11 protein-coding genes, 6 tRNA genes, 2 rRNA genes and 1 pseudogene are annotated in these 16,260 nt (G+C 39.6%); 19 read left to right on the top strand and 1 reads right to left on the bottom strand.

Going from position 1 to position 16,260, the window contains the following annotated elements:
• Both BFJ97_RS13090 and rrf read left to right on the top strand, forming a co-directional pair.
• A 23S ribosomal RNA gene (locus tag BFJ97_RS13090) occupies nucleotides 1–128 on the top strand; the annotation flags it as partial.
• 186 nt (nucleotides 129–314) lie between these two features.
• A 5S ribosomal RNA gene (rrf, locus tag BFJ97_RS13085) occupies nucleotides 315–430 on the top strand.
• Nucleotides 431–533: 103 nt separating this feature from the next.
• On the opposite strand, the gene mbcS is transcribed toward rrf, so the two are convergent.
• Entirely contained in the window at nucleotides 534–2,111 is a 1,578-nt protein-coding gene (gene mbcS, locus BFJ97_RS13080; RefSeq protein ID WP_068985089.1) for an acyl-CoA synthetase MbcS, read from the bottom strand.
• 268 nt (nucleotides 2,112–2,379) lie between these two features.
• Between mbcS and BFJ97_RS13075 the strand changes: the two genes are divergently transcribed.
• The 17 genes and pseudogenes from BFJ97_RS13075 to BFJ97_RS12995 all read left to right on the top strand — a co-directional run bounded on the left by BFJ97_RS13075 (nucleotide 2,380) and on the right by BFJ97_RS12995 (nucleotide 15,940).
• A tRNA-Asn gene (locus tag BFJ97_RS13075) sits at nucleotides 2,380–2,456 on the top strand.
• Nucleotides 2,457–2,571: 115 nt separating this feature from the next.
• A tRNA-Glu gene (locus BFJ97_RS13070) sits at nucleotides 2,572–2,646 on the top strand.
• Nucleotides 2,647–2,719: 73 nt separating this feature from the next.
• Nucleotides 2,720–2,795 (top strand) — tRNA-Val (locus BFJ97_RS13065).
• 14 nt (nucleotides 2,796–2,809) lie between these two features.
• Nucleotides 2,810–2,893, top strand: a tRNA-Tyr gene (locus BFJ97_RS13060).
• A gap of 15 nt (nucleotides 2,894–2,908) precedes the next feature.
• Nucleotides 2,909–2,983 (top strand) — tRNA-Gln (locus tag BFJ97_RS13055).
• A 14-nt stretch (nucleotides 2,984–2,997) separates the two neighbouring features.
• Nucleotides 2,998–3,070, top strand: a tRNA-Lys gene (locus BFJ97_RS13050).
• A gap of 425 nt (nucleotides 3,071–3,495) precedes the next feature.
• Complete coding sequence (gene rocF, locus BFJ97_RS13045) at nucleotides 3,496–4,401, top strand: arginase (RefSeq protein WP_068985088.1); 906 nt, start codon at nucleotides 3,496–3,498, stop codon at nucleotides 4,399–4,401.
• A gap of 133 nt (nucleotides 4,402–4,534) precedes the next feature.
• Nucleotides 4,535–5,098, top strand: coding sequence for an RNA polymerase sigma factor SigW (gene sigW / locus BFJ97_RS13040; protein ID WP_068985087.1), 564 nt, complete (start codon nucleotides 4,535–4,537; stop codon nucleotides 5,096–5,098).
• Nucleotides 5,099–5,111: 13 nt separating this feature from the next.
• Nucleotides 5,112–5,738, top strand: a complete 627-nt coding sequence (locus BFJ97_RS13035) for an anti-sigma factor family protein (protein ID WP_068985086.1) — start codon at nucleotides 5,112–5,114, stop codon at nucleotides 5,736–5,738.
• Nucleotides 5,739–5,887: 149 nt separating this feature from the next.
• Nucleotides 5,888–6,724: a diadenylate cyclase CdaA gene (gene cdaA, locus BFJ97_RS13030; protein ID WP_068985085.1), complete on the top strand. Its 837-nt coding sequence runs from the start codon at nucleotides 5,888–5,890 to the stop codon at nucleotides 6,722–6,724.
• Nucleotides 6,717–7,847, top strand: coding sequence for a CdaR family protein (locus tag BFJ97_RS13025; protein ID WP_083227030.1), 1,131 nt, complete (start codon nucleotides 6,717–6,719; stop codon nucleotides 7,845–7,847). Before cdaA ends, BFJ97_RS13025 begins: the two co-directional genes overlap by 8 nt.
• 317 nt (nucleotides 7,848–8,164) lie before the next feature.
• On the top strand, nucleotides 8,165–9,517 hold the full coding sequence (glmM, locus tag BFJ97_RS13020) for a phosphoglucosamine mutase (RefSeq protein ID WP_068985084.1): 1,353 nt from the start codon (nucleotides 8,165–8,167) through the stop codon (nucleotides 9,515–9,517).
• A gap of 904 nt (nucleotides 9,518–10,421) precedes the next feature.
• Entirely contained in the window at nucleotides 10,422–12,224 is a 1,803-nt protein-coding gene (gene glmS, locus BFJ97_RS13015; RefSeq protein WP_068985083.1) for a glutamine--fructose-6-phosphate transaminase (isomerizing), read from the top strand.
• A gap of 410 nt (nucleotides 12,225–12,634) precedes the next feature.
• A pseudogene (locus BFJ97_RS25835) lies at nucleotides 12,635–12,951 on the top strand (IS4 family transposase); the annotation flags it as partial.
• A 45-nt stretch (nucleotides 12,952–12,996) separates the two neighbouring features.
• Nucleotides 12,997–13,659 carry a response regulator transcription factor gene (locus BFJ97_RS13005; protein ID WP_068985081.1) on the top strand — a complete coding sequence of 221 codons (663 nt, stop codon included), beginning with the start codon at nucleotides 12,997–12,999 and terminating at the stop codon, nucleotides 13,657–13,659.
• A complete protein-coding gene (locus tag BFJ97_RS13000; RefSeq protein ID WP_068985102.1) occupies nucleotides 13,652–15,109 on the top strand; it encodes a sensor histidine kinase in 1,458 nt (485 codons plus the stop codon). Before BFJ97_RS13005 ends, BFJ97_RS13000 begins: the two co-directional genes overlap by 8 nt.
• A gap of 120 nt (nucleotides 15,110–15,229) precedes the next feature.
• Nucleotides 15,230–15,940, top strand: a complete 711-nt coding sequence (locus BFJ97_RS12995) for a hypothetical protein (protein WP_068985080.1) — start codon at nucleotides 15,230–15,232, stop codon at nucleotides 15,938–15,940.
• The last annotated feature ends 320 nt before the right edge of the window (nucleotides 15,941–16,260 follow it).

Raw genomic sequence — 16,260 nt, 5'->3', positions numbered from 1 at the left:
CTCAAGATGAGATTTCCCATTACGCAAGTAAGTAAGATCCCTCAAAGACGATGAGGTAGATAGGTTCGAGGTGGAAGTGTGGTGACACATGGAGCTGACGAATACTAATCGATCGAGGACTTAACCAAAATGTTTGAAACATTCAATGCACGTTTATCCAGTTTTGAAAGAACAAAACCTTTCATATAAGGGTTTCAAGATACGAGTAGTTCGAGGAAGCGATGGAGAGAGGGAAGGAGCGTACTCAAGTACGTGACTGACTGAGCGACAGAAGCTGACGAAGAAATACGACGTATATTGGAAGCCGACAATAGTCTAGTGATGATGGCAAAGAGGTCACACCCGTTCCCATACCGAACACGGAAGTTAAGCTCTTTAGCGCCGATGGTAGTTGGGGGCTTCCCCCTGTGAGAGTAGGACGTCGCTAGGCGCAAAAAGTCGCTGCTGATAAAATCAGTAGTGGCTTTTTTTATGTTCAAAAGTAGAAGGAGACATTTCAACCGAGTAATTGGTGAAATGTCTCCTTTATTATTTTATACAGTTGCTGCTCGTAACTCTATACGACGAATCTTGCCCGAAGTTGTTTTTGGTAGTTCATCGATAAAGACAATACTACGAGGATATTTATAAGGAGCTGTTAATGCTTTAACGTGCTCCTGTAGCTCTTTTGTTAACTCCTCTTCATCTCGATCTCTGAACCCTTCTCGTAAGATGACGAAGGCTTTAACAATATGTCCTCTAATTTCATCTGGTGCTGCAACAACAGCACATTCTTGTACAGCTTCATGTTTATTTAAAGCATCCTCTACCTCGAATGGACCAATTGTATAGCCTGATGAAATAATAATGTCATCTCCTCGACCTTCAAACCAGAAGTAACCGTCTTCATCACATTTTGCTTGGTCACCAGTAATATACCAATCGCCACGGAAGGCAGCTTGTGTGCGTTCAGGTTCGCGATAGTACTCTTTAAATAGAGCAGGAGATGATTTGTGTATTGCGATATCTCCAACCTCTCCAATCGGTACCTCGTTGCCTTCATGATCTATAATACGGACAATATTGCCTGGGGTAGGAACACCCATTGACCCCGGACGTAACTCAGTGTTTTCAAGTGTGCCGATTAATAAAGTGTTTTCCGTTTGGCCATAGCCATCGCGCACTTTAAGATCAAAGTTGTTCTTAAATGTTTCGATGACTGGTCGATTTAATGGCTCACCAGCAGAAACTGCACTACGTAGAGAAGATAGATTATAGTCTTTTAAATTATCAAGCTTCGCCATAATTCGATATTCCGTTGGAGTACAGCATAATACATTGACCTTTTCATCTTGAATTAGCTGAAGGTATGTTTTTGGATCAAATCCTCCGTGATATACAAATGCAGTTGCGCCCAACATAATTGTGGATAAAAATGGACTCCAAATCCATTTTTGCCATCCTGGAGCTGCTGTAGCCCATACTAAATCACCTTCGCGTACACAAAGCCATTGAGACGCGGCTGTTCTAATATGTGCATATCCCCAACCATGAGAATGAACAGCTCCTTTTGGTTTGCCAGTTGTACCAGACGTATAAGAAAGGAATGCCATATCATCTCGTTTAGTAGCAGCTGCCGTAAATGTATCTGGCTGTGTACTAGCCAATTCATTTAAAGATGTCCAATCACCTATAGCAGAACCTATAATCAATTTATTATTTAAAGCCTCTACTGAAGAAGTAATACGATCAACCTCACCAATGAACGCTTCATAGGCAATTACGGCACTTGCAGAAGAGTGCTCCATACGATACTCTAAATCACTAGCACGTAACATTTCTGAACATGAAATAGGAACAATACCAGCTTTTAGGCAGCCAAGGAAGACAAAGTAAGCCTCAGGCAAACGTGGAATAATAACTAATACGCGATCTCCCTTTTGAAGCCCCTTCTTCGTAAAGGCATGCGCGTATTGATTCATTTTTTGTACAAGCTCAACATAGGAAATTGTCTGGCGCTCTTGTTGAGTATTTAGCCATCGTATTGCTTGACGGTCATTATCCTGGGAAAATTTCTCTAACTCCTCTGTAATATTATAAAATTCTGGTGCAATTAAATCGTTTGTTACCATGTGAACATTCCTCCCCCAAACAAATTTAATAGAAAATTCATAAAACTATTCTCATTTTAACAATTACAATAATATACAGCAAGAATATTTTATACATAGGATAGAAATATTAGATTTAATAGAGAACTATTATGGTATTTGTTAATGTCCAGGAAGGCTTCGACAAAAAATATAAAAATTTTCACAAAAAGTATTGCATAATTTAGTGTGCTTGCTATAATAATAAATGTACTTAAGAGGTTTTAAAAACCAAATTGAATACTATTGTTCCGAAGTAGCTCAGTTGGTAGTAGCACCTGACTGTTAATCAGGTTGTCGCAGGTTCGAGTCCTGCCTTCGGAGCCATTTTTTTGCTCATTTTTAAGATAATCTTATACATATAAATAATTTTAAAAAAGTGTTGCATTAAAAAACAAATAGTGTTAGAATAAATATTGTCTTGTTTGAGACATTGAAAAATGGCCCCTTGGTCAAGTGGTTAAGACACCGCCCTTTCACGGCGGTAACACGGGTTCGAATCCCGTAGGGGTCACCATTTTAAAAGCTTTGTAGTAATGCGAAGGCTTAAAAAGAATATAAACTGTTAAGAAATAAACACCTGTTTCTATGGAGGATTAGCTCAGCTGGGAGAGCATCTGCCTTACAAGCAGAGGGTCGGCGGTTCGAGCCCGTCATCCTCCACCATAATGTGTTATTTCGGAGGGGTAGCGAAGTGGCTAAACGCGGCGGACTGTAAATCCGCTCCTTAGGGTTCGGCGGTTCGAATCCGTCCCCCTCCACCAGTTTTTATAAATGATTGGGGTATAGCCAAGCGGTAAGGCAACGGATTTTGATTCCGTCATGCCTAGGTTCGAATCCTAGTACCCCAGCCATTTTTTTCTTTTATGAGCCATTAGCTCAGTTGGTAGAGCATCTGACTTTTAATCAGAGGGTCGAAGGTTCGAGTCCTTCATGGCTCACTTTTTTATAGAATAAAACTTATTCAAAAGTGTTACATTAACTACAGATACTAATCTCTTGCTGAAAACAGTAGGAGATTTTTTTTATGTTTTTTTTCTGACTCTTCATCGAAATATGTACTTAACTGCACATTCTACTCCGGGAGAGCGCTTTCTACAAACATAGTCTAAAGCCTCCTCGTTGCTCATACTTCGCTCCTGCGGTGTCTGAGATCTCACGGCTATTCCTCCAGAAAGTTTTGCTCTGTGACGACAACAAAGCGACCGTAGCTTCTCGCCTTCCTTCGCGCCATATGCTTTCATGACAACAAACCTTTTAATGAAGACTAGATTTTAGTTGTATAAATATGCGAAAAACTGTTGAGTTGAGCCAAGGTAGATGTAGGCTTTACAATAGTCTTACAACTCAAAGGGGGTATGGAAAGATGAATAAATTAAATATTTCTATTATTGGTGTGCCTACTGATTATGGGCAAACACGTAGAGGAGTAGATATGGGACCAAGTGCTATTCGCTACGCAGGTGTTGTAGAACGCTTAGAGGCAATTGGTCATGAGGTACAGGATCAAGGGGATATACGTGTTAGTCAGAAACAAGAAGGTACTATTGTGGATAAACAACTATTAAATTTAGAGGAAGTTATTGATGTAAGTACATCTTTAGCAAACAATGTAAATGAAGCATTGGAACAGAAGAAGTTTCCACTTGTATTTGGTGGTGATCATAGTATTGCTATTGGTACACTTGCAGGGCTTGGCGAGCATTACAAAAACTTAGGCGTTATCTGGTTTGATGCACATGCTGATTTAAATACTCCTGAAACGACACCGTCTGGTAATATACATGGTATGCCGTTAGCTGTTAGCATTGGGCTCGGTCATGAACGCTTAGTGCAAATTCGTAATTATGCGCCAAAAATTAAACCGGAAAACGTTATTATTATTGGGGCACGTTCTGTAGATCCAGGAGAGCGTGAATTGATTCGTCAACAAGGAATCAAGGTGTACTCAATGCATGAGATAGATCGTCTTGGTATGACGCGTGTAATGGAAGATGCTCTGGCCTATTTAAGAGAGCGCAATGTAGATGGTTTGCATTTATCACTCGATTTAGATGGGTTAGATCCACTTTATACGCCAGGGGTGGGGACACCTGTACCTGGTGGTATTACGTATCGAGAAAGTCATTTAGCGATGGAAATGATTCAGGAATCAGGTATGCTAACATCTGCTGAATTTGTTGAGGTTAATCCGATTTTAGATGAAAAGAATAGAACAGCAGATGTTGCTGTTGCATTAATGGGTTCTTTATTTGGTGAAACACTAGTTTAAAGAAATTTAACAAAAATTTGCCTATTGCCACAATGTATAAAAATCTTTTGATATAATTAATAACAAAATGAAACTTTTCTTATAGTTGGGTCGTATAGTATAAGACAGTTGTAAAGGTGGAGAAATCAACACAATGGATGCGTTCGTAAACAAGAAAATAAAACAAGTGCTTAAGGGCGATCAAAACGCATTTGCCGATATTGTGAGTCTCTATCAGCACAAACTGTACCAAGTATGCTATAGGATGTTAGCAAACAAGCAAGAATCTGAGGATATTGCTCAGGAAGCGTTTGTTCGTGCCTATATGAACTTGCATACTTTTGATCAGAAAAGAAAATTTTCGACGTGGCTTTATCGTATAGCGACAAATCTCTGTATAGACCGCATCCGGAAGAAAAAGCCGGATTATTATTTAGATGCGGAAGTAGCTGGTACAGAAGGGCTTGATATGTATTCGCAAATCGCAGCAGATGATCAGCTACCAGAGGAACAGGTAGAGCAAATGGAATTACAAGATCGGATTCAATATGAGATTGGATGTTTGCCGGATAAATACCGTTCAGTTATAGTGTTGAAATATATTGAAGAATTATCGTTGCAGGAAATTAGTGAGATTTTAGATATGCCTCTTGGAACGGTGAAAACGAGAATTCACCGCGGACGTGAAGCATTACGTAAGCAATTAAACAATCTGTAGGAGGGGAAGCGTCATGAATACTTGTCCAGAGCATATTATAGACTATATGCATGATTATTTAGATGGTGACATTAGTCGTGAGCATGAGCAAGAGTTAAAACAACATTTGCATACATGCAGTGATTGTAAACAATTGATGCAGGAATTGAGTGAAACAATCGCCTTTGTGAAGAGTGCTTCCCATATTACAGCACCTCCGCATTTTGAAGAAGCTGTGATGGCTCGTTTACCGAAACCCAAAAGTCGTGTAGGCATACAAAAATGGATTCGCCGGCATCCGTTCTTTGTGGCAGCAGCAGTTTTTTGTTTATTCATGAGTGCAACTTTACTTGGTAATTTTATGGATGACCAGCATTTCTCCGTGACCACACAACCAAACCTAGTTGTTGAAGGGCAGACGGTTATTGTGCCTGAGGGAGAAGTTGTAAAAGGCGACATTGTTGTTAAAAATGGTGATTTAATTGTTGAAGGTGAAGTGGATGGCAATGTCACAGTTATTAACGGACAGTATATGGCATCTTCAGCAGTTGTTTCAGGTAAAATAGAGGAAATTGACGAAGCATTCGAATGGCTCTGGTATACGATCAAAAATTCAGTAAAAGATGCCATAACATTCGAAGAGAACCAAGAAACTAAATAACACTCTATACGTCCTAAAAGATAGTGCACGTGAGAGGCTGAAAGGTCTACTCTTTTGAGTAGACTTTTTATTTGAAAAAAGTTACATTTGTTAAGGATGTGCTATACTAAAATGTGTATGTATTCGCAATGAAAAGTGGGGGATGCCACATGCAAATTATCGAACAATTCACAGATTTAACACCCGTGAATATTGTTATTAACTTCATAGATGTACTGCTTGTTTGGTACGTTGTTTATAAAATTTTAACCCTCATTAAAGGTACGAAGGCTGTCCAATTATTAAAAGGAATTTTCGTGATTATTATTGCGCGCATCGCTACTGATTATTTAGGGTTACAAACTTTAGGTTGGATGCTAAATCAAGTCATCGAGTTCGGTTTCTTGGCGATTATTATCATTTTCCAACCTGAAATAAGACGTGGTCTTGAACAAATTGGTCGAGGTAAGTTATTCCAACGTTCAACTAGTCAAGTGGAGGAAGAGCAAACCAGACTTATTGAGGCCATGAAGAAATCTGTTAGTTATATGGCCAAACGTCGTATTGGGGCGTTAATTTCTATTGAGAAGGAAACTGGTCTAAATGAATATATCGAAACAGGCATAGGTCTAAATGCTGAAATTTCATCAGAGTTACTGATCAACATTTTTATACCTAATACACCACTTCATGATGGAGCGGTTATTATGCAGAAAGATAAAGTAACGGCAGCAGCCTGTTATTTACCGCTTTCTGAAAGCCCGTTTATCTCAAAAGAGCTTGGGACACGCCACCGTGCTGCACTTGGCTTAAGTGAAGTGACAGATGCCATTACTATTGTTGTATCAGAGGAAACTGGTGCCATCAGTATTACACTGAATGGTAATCTACACCGAAATCTTACTCTAGAGGAATTCGAAGGTCTGTTACGTAAAATGTGGTTCGGATCAACACAAGAATCAAATGCAGCCTCTAAGTTGACTTGGAGGGGGAAAAAGAATGGATAAAATGATGGATAGCCCTTGGGTGTTACGAATCATCGCATTAGTTCTAGCTTGTTTGTTATTTTTCTCCGTTCGTACTGAATTATCTCCTTTAAGTAAAACAATAACAAGTGAGCAAACAACGGTAATTCGCGATGTACCAGTAGATGTTTTTTACGACGATAAGAACCTTATTGTTACAGGGATACCAAAGACTGTGGATGTTACAATAAAAGGACCGATGCCGCTTGTTATACAAGCACAGACATCGAAGGATTTCTCCATATTCGCAGATTTAAGTAAATTACTAATTGGTGAACATACCGTAGCGTTGAAGTACGAGAATATTTCTGATAAGTTGCAAGTTACATTAGACCCAGCGACTGTAAAGGTAAGTATTGAGGAAAAGGTCACGCAGGAATTTCGTGTTGACCCTGAGATGAATAATCGTTTAATTGAACAAGGCTATATATTAGAAGGCATGACTGCTAATCCAGCTACGGTGTATGTTACAGGTCCCAAAAGTGTTATTGAAAACATTAGTTATGTAAAAGCTACTGTAACGGGTGAGCAAGGCATGAAAGAACCGTTCTCACAGGTAGCGACAGTTAAAGTACTAGATCGTGATTTAAATAAGTTAGATGTGAAGATTGAACCAGAAACTGTGAAGGTACAAGTAGATATTGGAGCATATAGCAGAGAGCTGCCTGTTGTGCTTAAAGAAGTAGGGAAAGCGGCGGATGGTATTATCGTCAACAAATTAACATTTAATCCTACAACGGTGAAAGTGTATGGTAGAAAATCTATCATAGATGCTTTAACGGCCATACCAATAGAGGTGGATCTATCAAAAATTACAGAATCAAAAACTTATGAATTTGATGTGAAATTACCAGAAGGTGTCACAAGTAGTTCTGCTTCAAAAATTAAAGTGAAAGCAGATATTACGAAGGTAGAGCAGGAAAAAACAACGACTACAACAACGACTACGACTCCTGAACCTACACCTGATGCTAAGCCCGATACTAAGCCTGATAGTAAGCCTGATACTAAGCCTGATCTTAATCCGTCGCCTCCTTCAGAGGAATCTAACGATCATTCTGAGGACAACACGACTACTGAGAAAACAGAAGATATTGATTCTTAAACAATAACTGACTATAATTTTATTTTGATTCAGTAGAGATTTTGTTCTCTATCGGTAAGGGTATTCATTTTCGAATTTGAAGCATTAACGAAAACGAGGTACTCAGGCTAAAATCAAAATAGCCTATGCTAAATTAATCTGTGCTGACTAGAAAGTGTAACGCATTACAAGCCCAGATAAATTTGGATAGGGGCATAATTAATGGTTACAGTAAATGAACGAAAATAGACTTTTCCAAAAGTAAGCAGATGAGCGGTCTAGTTGTCAGTGTAGACAAGCATGACCACCATCTTGCATTGAAGGAGAGAATAATCAAAATGGGTAAATATTTTGGAACAGATGGCGTCCGTGGCGTCGCGAATAGTGAATTAACACCGGAATTTGCATTTAAGCTTGGCCGCGTAGGTGGCTATGTTTTAACAAAGGATGCAACTGACCGTCCAAAGGTTTTAATCGGTCGTGACACACGTATTTCAGGTGAAATGCTTGAAGGTGCACTTGTAGCTGGTCTTTTATCAATCGGCGTAGAGGTAATGCGTCTTGGTGTTATTTCTACACCAGGTGTGGCTTATCTTACTCGAATTATGAGCGCAGATGCAGGCGTCATGATTTCAGCTTCACATAACCCAGTTGCTGACAATGGTATTAAATTTTTCGGTCCTGATGGCTTTAAGCTAACAGATGCGCAAGAAGCCGAAATCGAAGCGATACTAGATGCACCAGAGGATACATTGCCACGTCCAATCGGGGCAGATTTAGGCTCTGTAACCGACTACTTCGAGGGTGGACAAAAATATATTCAATACTTAAAACAAACAGTGGATGAAGAATTTGATGGTATCCATGTAGCATTAGATTGTGCGCATGGTGCTACGTCTTCACTAGCTACACACCTATTTGCAGATTTAGAAGCTGATATTTCAACGATGGGTGCCTCACCAACAGGCTTAAATATTAATGACGGTGTTGGCTCAACACATCCAGAGGGCTTAGCTAAATTCGTTACTGAAAAGGGTGCTCATGTTGGTCTAGCATTCGATGGCGATGGTGACCGTTTAATCGCAGTAGATGAAAAAGGTAATATTGTTGATGGTGACCAAATTATGTTCATCATTGGGAAGCACTTGAATACAGTTGGTCGTTTGAAAAAGCAAACAATTGTTTCGACGGTTATGAGTAATATGGGCTTCTACAAAGCTGTTGAAGATCATGATATGCAAAGTGTACAAACAGCTGTAGGTGATCGTTATGTCGTAGAAGAGATGCGTGCCAATGATTATAATTTAGGTGGCGAGCAATCTGGTCATATTGTTTTCCTAGACTTTAATACAACGGGTGACGGCTTATTAACAGGTATTCAGCTTGTCAACATCATGAAAGCTACAGGTAAAAAACTGTCAGAGCTTGCTTCTGAAATGAAAATTTTCCCACAGCGTTTAGTCAACGTACGTGTAACAGACAAGCATGCTGTAACGGAGAATGCAAAGGTTGCTGCAGTGATTGCTGAGGTAGAAGCTGAGATGGCTGGGAACGGTCGCGTTTTAGTGCGTCCTTCTGGTACAGAGCCACTTGTACGAGTAATGGTGGAAGCGGCTACAGAGGCAGACTGTGAGCGTTATGTAGAGCGTATTGCAGATGTTGTCCGTGCTGAAATGGGCTTAACAGAATAAACAGTCTATAACTCGATTTCCTTAAACAAGGAGGTCGAGTTTTTTTAGGTTCCATAATATTGGTTGGAGTATCTGTACAATTAAAGGCGATTATGAATACAGGGTGCAAGTTTCCTATTGTACCTGTAGAAACAAGAGTGACGGAGGATAGAAGAGCCAAGGTGATGGGTAGAACTTTATAAGCCGCCAGAACGTTTGGGGAAGCTTCATATTGTGCTTCTGCCTTGACATGAATCCCTTGTAGTAAGAAGTTACAATAACAAGAATTAGCATCATATTTCTAATAGAATTTCCAGTTATTGTTTTATAGCAGATGTTTGTCTACATTTTGTCACTAAAAAGAAGGGTAAGTAGGTGTTTTTTATAACGAAAATTTGACGTACAGCATATGATTGAGTATGATAGTGAAGTTGAAGATGAGGTCCGACCTTATCATTTAACGAGCGCATAAGGAGGGAAGGAAGCGCAAAAACGGAAAACAATTATAGCGCCTGAGCTGAAGAAATTGGACGAAAGTATCTTCAGCAGACGAGGTGGAGGTTTATCGAAAGTTCGGCGGATGCCTCCCGATCGACATACCCGATTGTCACTTTTCATTTTGAAAGCATTTGAGTGATTGAATGTACAGAAGATGGAGAAGGTATAGTTAAAGCAATAGATAAATAGAGAATCTCTCGTATCGAATGATAACTCTTCAGACGGCTGAATGAGTGTTGATAATATGCATGTATTTGTATGTTTATTTTATCTTTTAGTGGGTGTCCAAACACCTGCTAAATCGGACGCAATTATGCCGAGGCAAAATGATAAATAAGCATAGCTTTTACGTTCATAAAAAATTTCGATAGGCTGAGGTCAAATTTGTCATTGCGTCAAATTGACAATATCGGAGGATAAGAAATTTATGTGTGGAATTGTAGGATATATTGGTGAATCAGATGCAAAGGAAATTTTATTAAAAGGTTTAGAGAAACTAGAATACCGTGGTTATGACTCAGCGGGTATTGCAGTACGCAATGAAGATGGTGTAACAGTCTTCAAAGAAAAAGGACGTATTGCAGATTTACGTGAAGCTGTAGACGAAGACGTTGCTGCTAAAGTAGGTATTGGTCATACACGTTGGGCAACTCACGGTGTGCCGAACCGTTTAAACGCGCACCCTCACCAAAGTGCATCAGGACGCTTTACGCTAGTACACAATGGTGTGATTGAAAACTATCATTTATTACAAAAAACTTATTTAAAAGGCATTCCAATGAAATCTGATACAGATACAGAGGTCATCGTGCAATTAGTAGAGTTATTTGTGAAAGAAGGTCTAAGTACGACTGAGGCGTTCCGCAAAACTTTATCTTTATTACACGGCTCTTATGCATTAGCTCTTTTAGATGCAGAATCGGCTGATACGATTTTCGTTGCGAAAAACAAATCTCCACTTTTAGTAGGTGTTGGTGACGGCTTCAATGTTGTAGCTTCAGATGCGATGGCGATGCTACAAGTAACAGATCAATATGTGGAGCTACACGATAAAGAAGTCGTAATCGTACACAAAGCTGGCGTTGAAATTACGACATTAGACGGTACAGTAGTAGAGCGTGCACCTTATACAGCAGAGCTTGATATGAGCGATATTGAAAAAGGTACTTACCCTCACTATATGTTAAAAGAAATGGATGAACAGCCAACAGTTATGCGTAAAATTATTCAAGCATACGAAGGCGAAAATAGCGAATTAACAATCGACGCTGATATTTTAGAAGCATTACGAGCAGCAGACCGTCTATACATTATTGCAGCCGGCACAAGCTATCACGCGGGCTTAATCGGTAAGCAATATTTCGAAAAAATGGCTGGTATTCCAGTGGAAGTTCATATTTCAAGTGAGTTCGGCTACAATATGCCATTACTATCAGAAAAACCATTGTTCATCTTTATTACACAATCAGGTGAAACAGCAGATAGCCGTCAAGTACTAGTGAAAATTAAAGAGCTAGGCTACCCAACGTTAACAATCACAAACGTACCAGGCTCTACACTATCACGTGAAGCGGATCATACGCTTTTATTACATGCAGGCCCAGAAATTGCAGTAGCTTCAACAAAAGCGTATGTAGCACAAGTAGCTGTACTTGCTCTAGCAGCATATGTAACTGCGAAAGCTAATGGCAAAGGCTTAGAATTCGATTTAAAACAAGAGCTTGCGATTGCAGCAAACGGTATCCAAACAATTATCGATTCAAAAGATGTCTTAGAGGATATCGCAGAGGACTACTTAAAGATCGCACGCAACGCATTCTTCATCGGCCGTAACATAGACTTCTATGTAAGCCTTGAAGGTGCCTTAAAGTTAAAAGAAATCTCTTACATCCAAGCAGAAGGTTTTGCAGGAGGCGAGCTAAAACACGGTACGATTGCCTTGATCGAAGAAGGTACACCAGTGTTTGCCCTTGTAACACAAGAAGCAGTAGCATTAAATATCCGTGGTAACGTCAAAGAGGTAGCTGCACGTGGAGCATACCCATGCATTATTGCAATGGCTGGCGTAGATGAAGATGGTGACCGTTTAGTAATCCCTCATGTGCATGAATTACTAACGCCTCTTGTATCTGTAGTGCCATTACAATTAATTAGCTATTATGCTGCCTTACACCGCCGCTGTGATGTAGATAAACCACGTAACTTAGCTAAATCGGTAACTGTTGAGTAGTTGATTAGTTAGAGTTCGCTACTATTGTTGTATCGAAAAAAAGATTGACACTTGTTAAAAAAGTGCGTTACTTGAAAAAAAGATTATTACCGCTGTAGCTGTGGAATGACAAAAAAGTCGGGAACTGACATTCAACGATATAAATGAGAGTAGAAAAAATAAAATCAAATAAAAAACTCGATCCATTAGTCATGGATCGAGTTTTTTATTTATTTTAATGAACAAGGTGAAATCCTAAAGTCATTAACTCAAACTTCGCAGCTAGAAAAACCAGTTCAAAACAGATAGCTGTAGGTTGCACTATATGGATTTATGTTTCTTGACACAATTTTAGGTATACAAAAAGCACCTCATTCTTTGGTATAGTGTGATTGACTAAAACACTACCAAGCAGAAGAGGTGCTTCCACTATGATAGAACAGAATGACCAAAAGAATCAACTACCAAAAGAATTTCGTGAATTAGAAATTAATAAACATATAAAAAACGCCGGGATTATAAAAGTATTTGGCTTTTCGACAAGCTATTTATTTCAGCTTGTCTTTTGCCTCGTATTCCAACACAAAAGCTGGTTTACCCTACTTCAAAGTAAAAAAGTGATCAATATCCAGGAAAAGATACGGTTTATCGTTTCCTAAACCATTCGAAATTTGCATGGCCCCGATTTCTCACTCTATTCAGTGCACACACGATTAAAAAAGTAAGTGTGTTACAACTTCATACAAAATACAGATTGCGAGACTATAATGATTAGAATAGGAGGGATCAAAACATGTCATACCATATTTTAGTAATCGAAGACGACCAAGATATTCAGGAAGTCATAAAAGAGTTTTTATTGGCTCAGAATTATATTGTCCATGCGGCATCGGATGGGTTGGAAGGCGTACAATTATTTAACCGATTCGATTTTGATTTGGTGATTCTAGATATTATGATGCCGAACTTGGACGGTTATCAAGTATCTCAATTGATCAGAAGTAAATCGAACGTACCGATCATTATGCTGACCGCACTTGATGAAGAGCAGAATCAAGTGAAAGGCTTTGAATTAGGCATTGACGATTATATAACGAAACCTTTCTCTTTTCACATTTTTATCAAAAGAGTCGAGGCGATTCTCCGAAGAAGCCACTCTAAGGAAAATGAAAATATCCTTAAGTTCCACGAACTTGAGCTTGATTGTGATGGGTATAAAGTGTTCATAAATGGAAGCGAAGTGACTCTGACTATCAAAGAATTCGATATCGTTCAGACACTGCTCGAGAACAGGGGCAAGATTGTAACAAGAGAAGCCCTGATAGACAAGCTTTGGGGCTACGACTTCTATGGGGATACCCGCATTATCGATACCCACATGAAGAACATTAGAAAAAAAATAAATGTTCCTTATATCAAAACGGTGAAGGGTGTGGGATATAAAATTGATCAATAAACTGCGAAAACGGGCTTTCTGGAAAAGTATAACCTGGAAAATATTTGTCGTCACTACGCTGCTTTTATTTATATCTGCGGCGATTATTTATTCTACCTTGTATTTTTTTCTGCCGATATTTTACGAAAACTATAAAAAGGCGCAAATGGATACCGCTGTAAAGGAATTGATAACAGACGCCCATAGTCTTTCTTTTCAAGATGCGCTTCAACGCCTCGATGAATTTGGACAAAAGACGAATGCTATGCCATTTTTGTTTAATGATCAACAGCAGATCGTGTACCCCAATTTTGTTTCGTCAAGCGGCAGCGCGGTTGTGAGCGGTTCTTCCGTGGATGATATATCCATTTTTATATCGTCGGGCAGTCCCCTAACGGAACATTCTCCGAATCAATACATCATTACCGAACCAATTGCTTTTAAGGATCGTGTATTGACGCTTAGAGTAAATACAACACTGCAGCCGATAAATGAAGCTTCACAAGTATTACTTATGTTGATTCCCTATATCGGCCTTTTTATTTTCTTTGTCTCGGTTAGCGGGGCGTTGGTGTACTCGCGAATCGTATCCAAGCCGCTGCTGGCGATTAACCAGGCGGCCAAGAAAATGTCTAATCTGGACTTTGCGGTTAAAATCGAACATAAGTTGACGGATGAAATCGGCGAGCTGTCTGATAGCTTAAATGACATGTCGACAAAATTGCAGAGAACGATGCAGGACTTGAAAACAACGAATATGAAATTAAGAAGCGAAGTGGAGAAGGAAAGGCAAATCGAAACCAAACGTCGGGAGCTATTCGGAGTCATTTCCCATGAACTAAAGTCGCCGATTACAGCTGTGAAAGGGCAGCTTGACGGGATGATTCACGAAATTGGCATTTACAAGGATCGAGATACGTATTTGAGAAGGTCCTATAAGATATTGGAAAACATGGAGCATTTGATCCATGACATCCTACATATATCTAAATTCGAACACCAAATCGTTTCTCCAAAATCGGAGTATATCAACCTGTCTGCATTGATCGGAGCGATTATTAAAGACTTCGATTATTTTACAATGGAGAAAAATATTCGAGTAATCATTGATATTGAAGCCGATCTTTTTATTCATACGGATCCAAAGCTTTTAGAAAAAGCGTTAAAAAATGTGATTCATAATGCGATTGTCTATTCCCATTCGTCAGAGCAAGTGATGATTCAATTAAAAAAGACGGAGAGCGGAATATTAAAGTTTCAAGTTTTAAATACAGGCGCCCATATACCGGAGGATGCTTTCAATCAAATCTTTGAGCCTTTTTACCGTCTGGAAAAATCAAGAAACCGAAATACCGGAGGCAGTGGGTTGGGATTATATATTGTAAAGATGGTACTCGAAGCTCTGTCGATCAATTTTTCAATGAGAAATACGGAGCAAGGCGTTTTATTTAGTGCCGATATTCCCGGGTAAAATACACACAAACTCCAGATTAACTACAAATCAACTCCAGTTAGCCCTGTTAGATTTATAGACAAGAGGAAATTGAAAAACAAAAACAATTTTCCTCAAACCAAAATGGAGGGATTCACCATGAAGAAAAAACTTTTGTTAGGCACATTTGTATTGGCAACTGCACTCGCCCCGCTCAGTGCATATGCGGAAAATGGGGCACAATTCGGAGGAAAGATTGGCAACACTTATAGCACGTCTGTCAAAGTGCAGCCGGGAATAGAATCTGAAAATGAGATTGGATTTGCGGGAAGCGTTCCTCCGAAGGAAATACTTACGCAAATGATTGAACAGGTGAAGAAGAACGTAGACAAAACAGGTTCTCAAACACTTGTTGTAAAATATGTACCACAAATGGGTCAGGAAGAAAAACTGACGGTTTCGCTTGACGACTCGACAGGGAACATCATTACCAAGATTCAAAAGAAATTTAAAGATGCTAGGCCTCTTAGCGCAACCGCAGCTCCCGTAGGCAAGCAGGAGATAAACGGTTCGGCTGCGAGTAGCATCACAAGCGTGTCTGTCAAAGTGCAGCCGGGAACAGAACCTGAAAACGCGATCGGATTTACGGGAAGCGTTCCTCCGAAGGAAATACTTACGCAAATGATCGAACAGGCGAAGAAGAACGTAGACAAAACAGGATCTCAAACACTTGTTGTAAAATATGTACCGCAAACGGGTCAGGAAGAAAAACTGACGGTTTCGCTTGACGACTCGACAGGGAACATCATTGCCAAGATTCAAGATAAATTTAAAGATGCCAAGCCTCTCAGCGCAACCGTAGCTTCTTAGCAAAAATAAATAGTAAAAATTATGGAGAAGGTTATCAATAAAAGTCTCTCGCTTGGGTACGTTGTTTATTGATGATCAAGATCAAGATCATAAAGAAGAGCATAAACAGGCCAAAATCTGAACTCAGGCAGATTTGGTCTGTTTGACATTTGTTCGGTTATTGCTGTCGAACAAGGTACCTCCTTACATACTCAGTGGCTGCCCAACTATAGGGTGCAAGTCCCGAACCCCGAAGACAGAAGAAGAGGTTAGCCAAGAGCAAGGGTATCCGTGGCGACGCGGAATCTGAAGGTAAAACACCGGTCCAAGGAACACGAATC

It is taken from the genome of Lysinibacillus xylanilyticus (assembly GCF_001708185.1).
GTDB lineage: Bacteria > Bacillota > Bacilli > Bacillales_A > Planococcaceae > Lysinibacillus > Lysinibacillus xylanilyticus_A.
The sequence above is the reverse complement of the archived record's forward strand: the minus strand, read 5'-3'. Positions and strand labels throughout refer to the sequence as shown.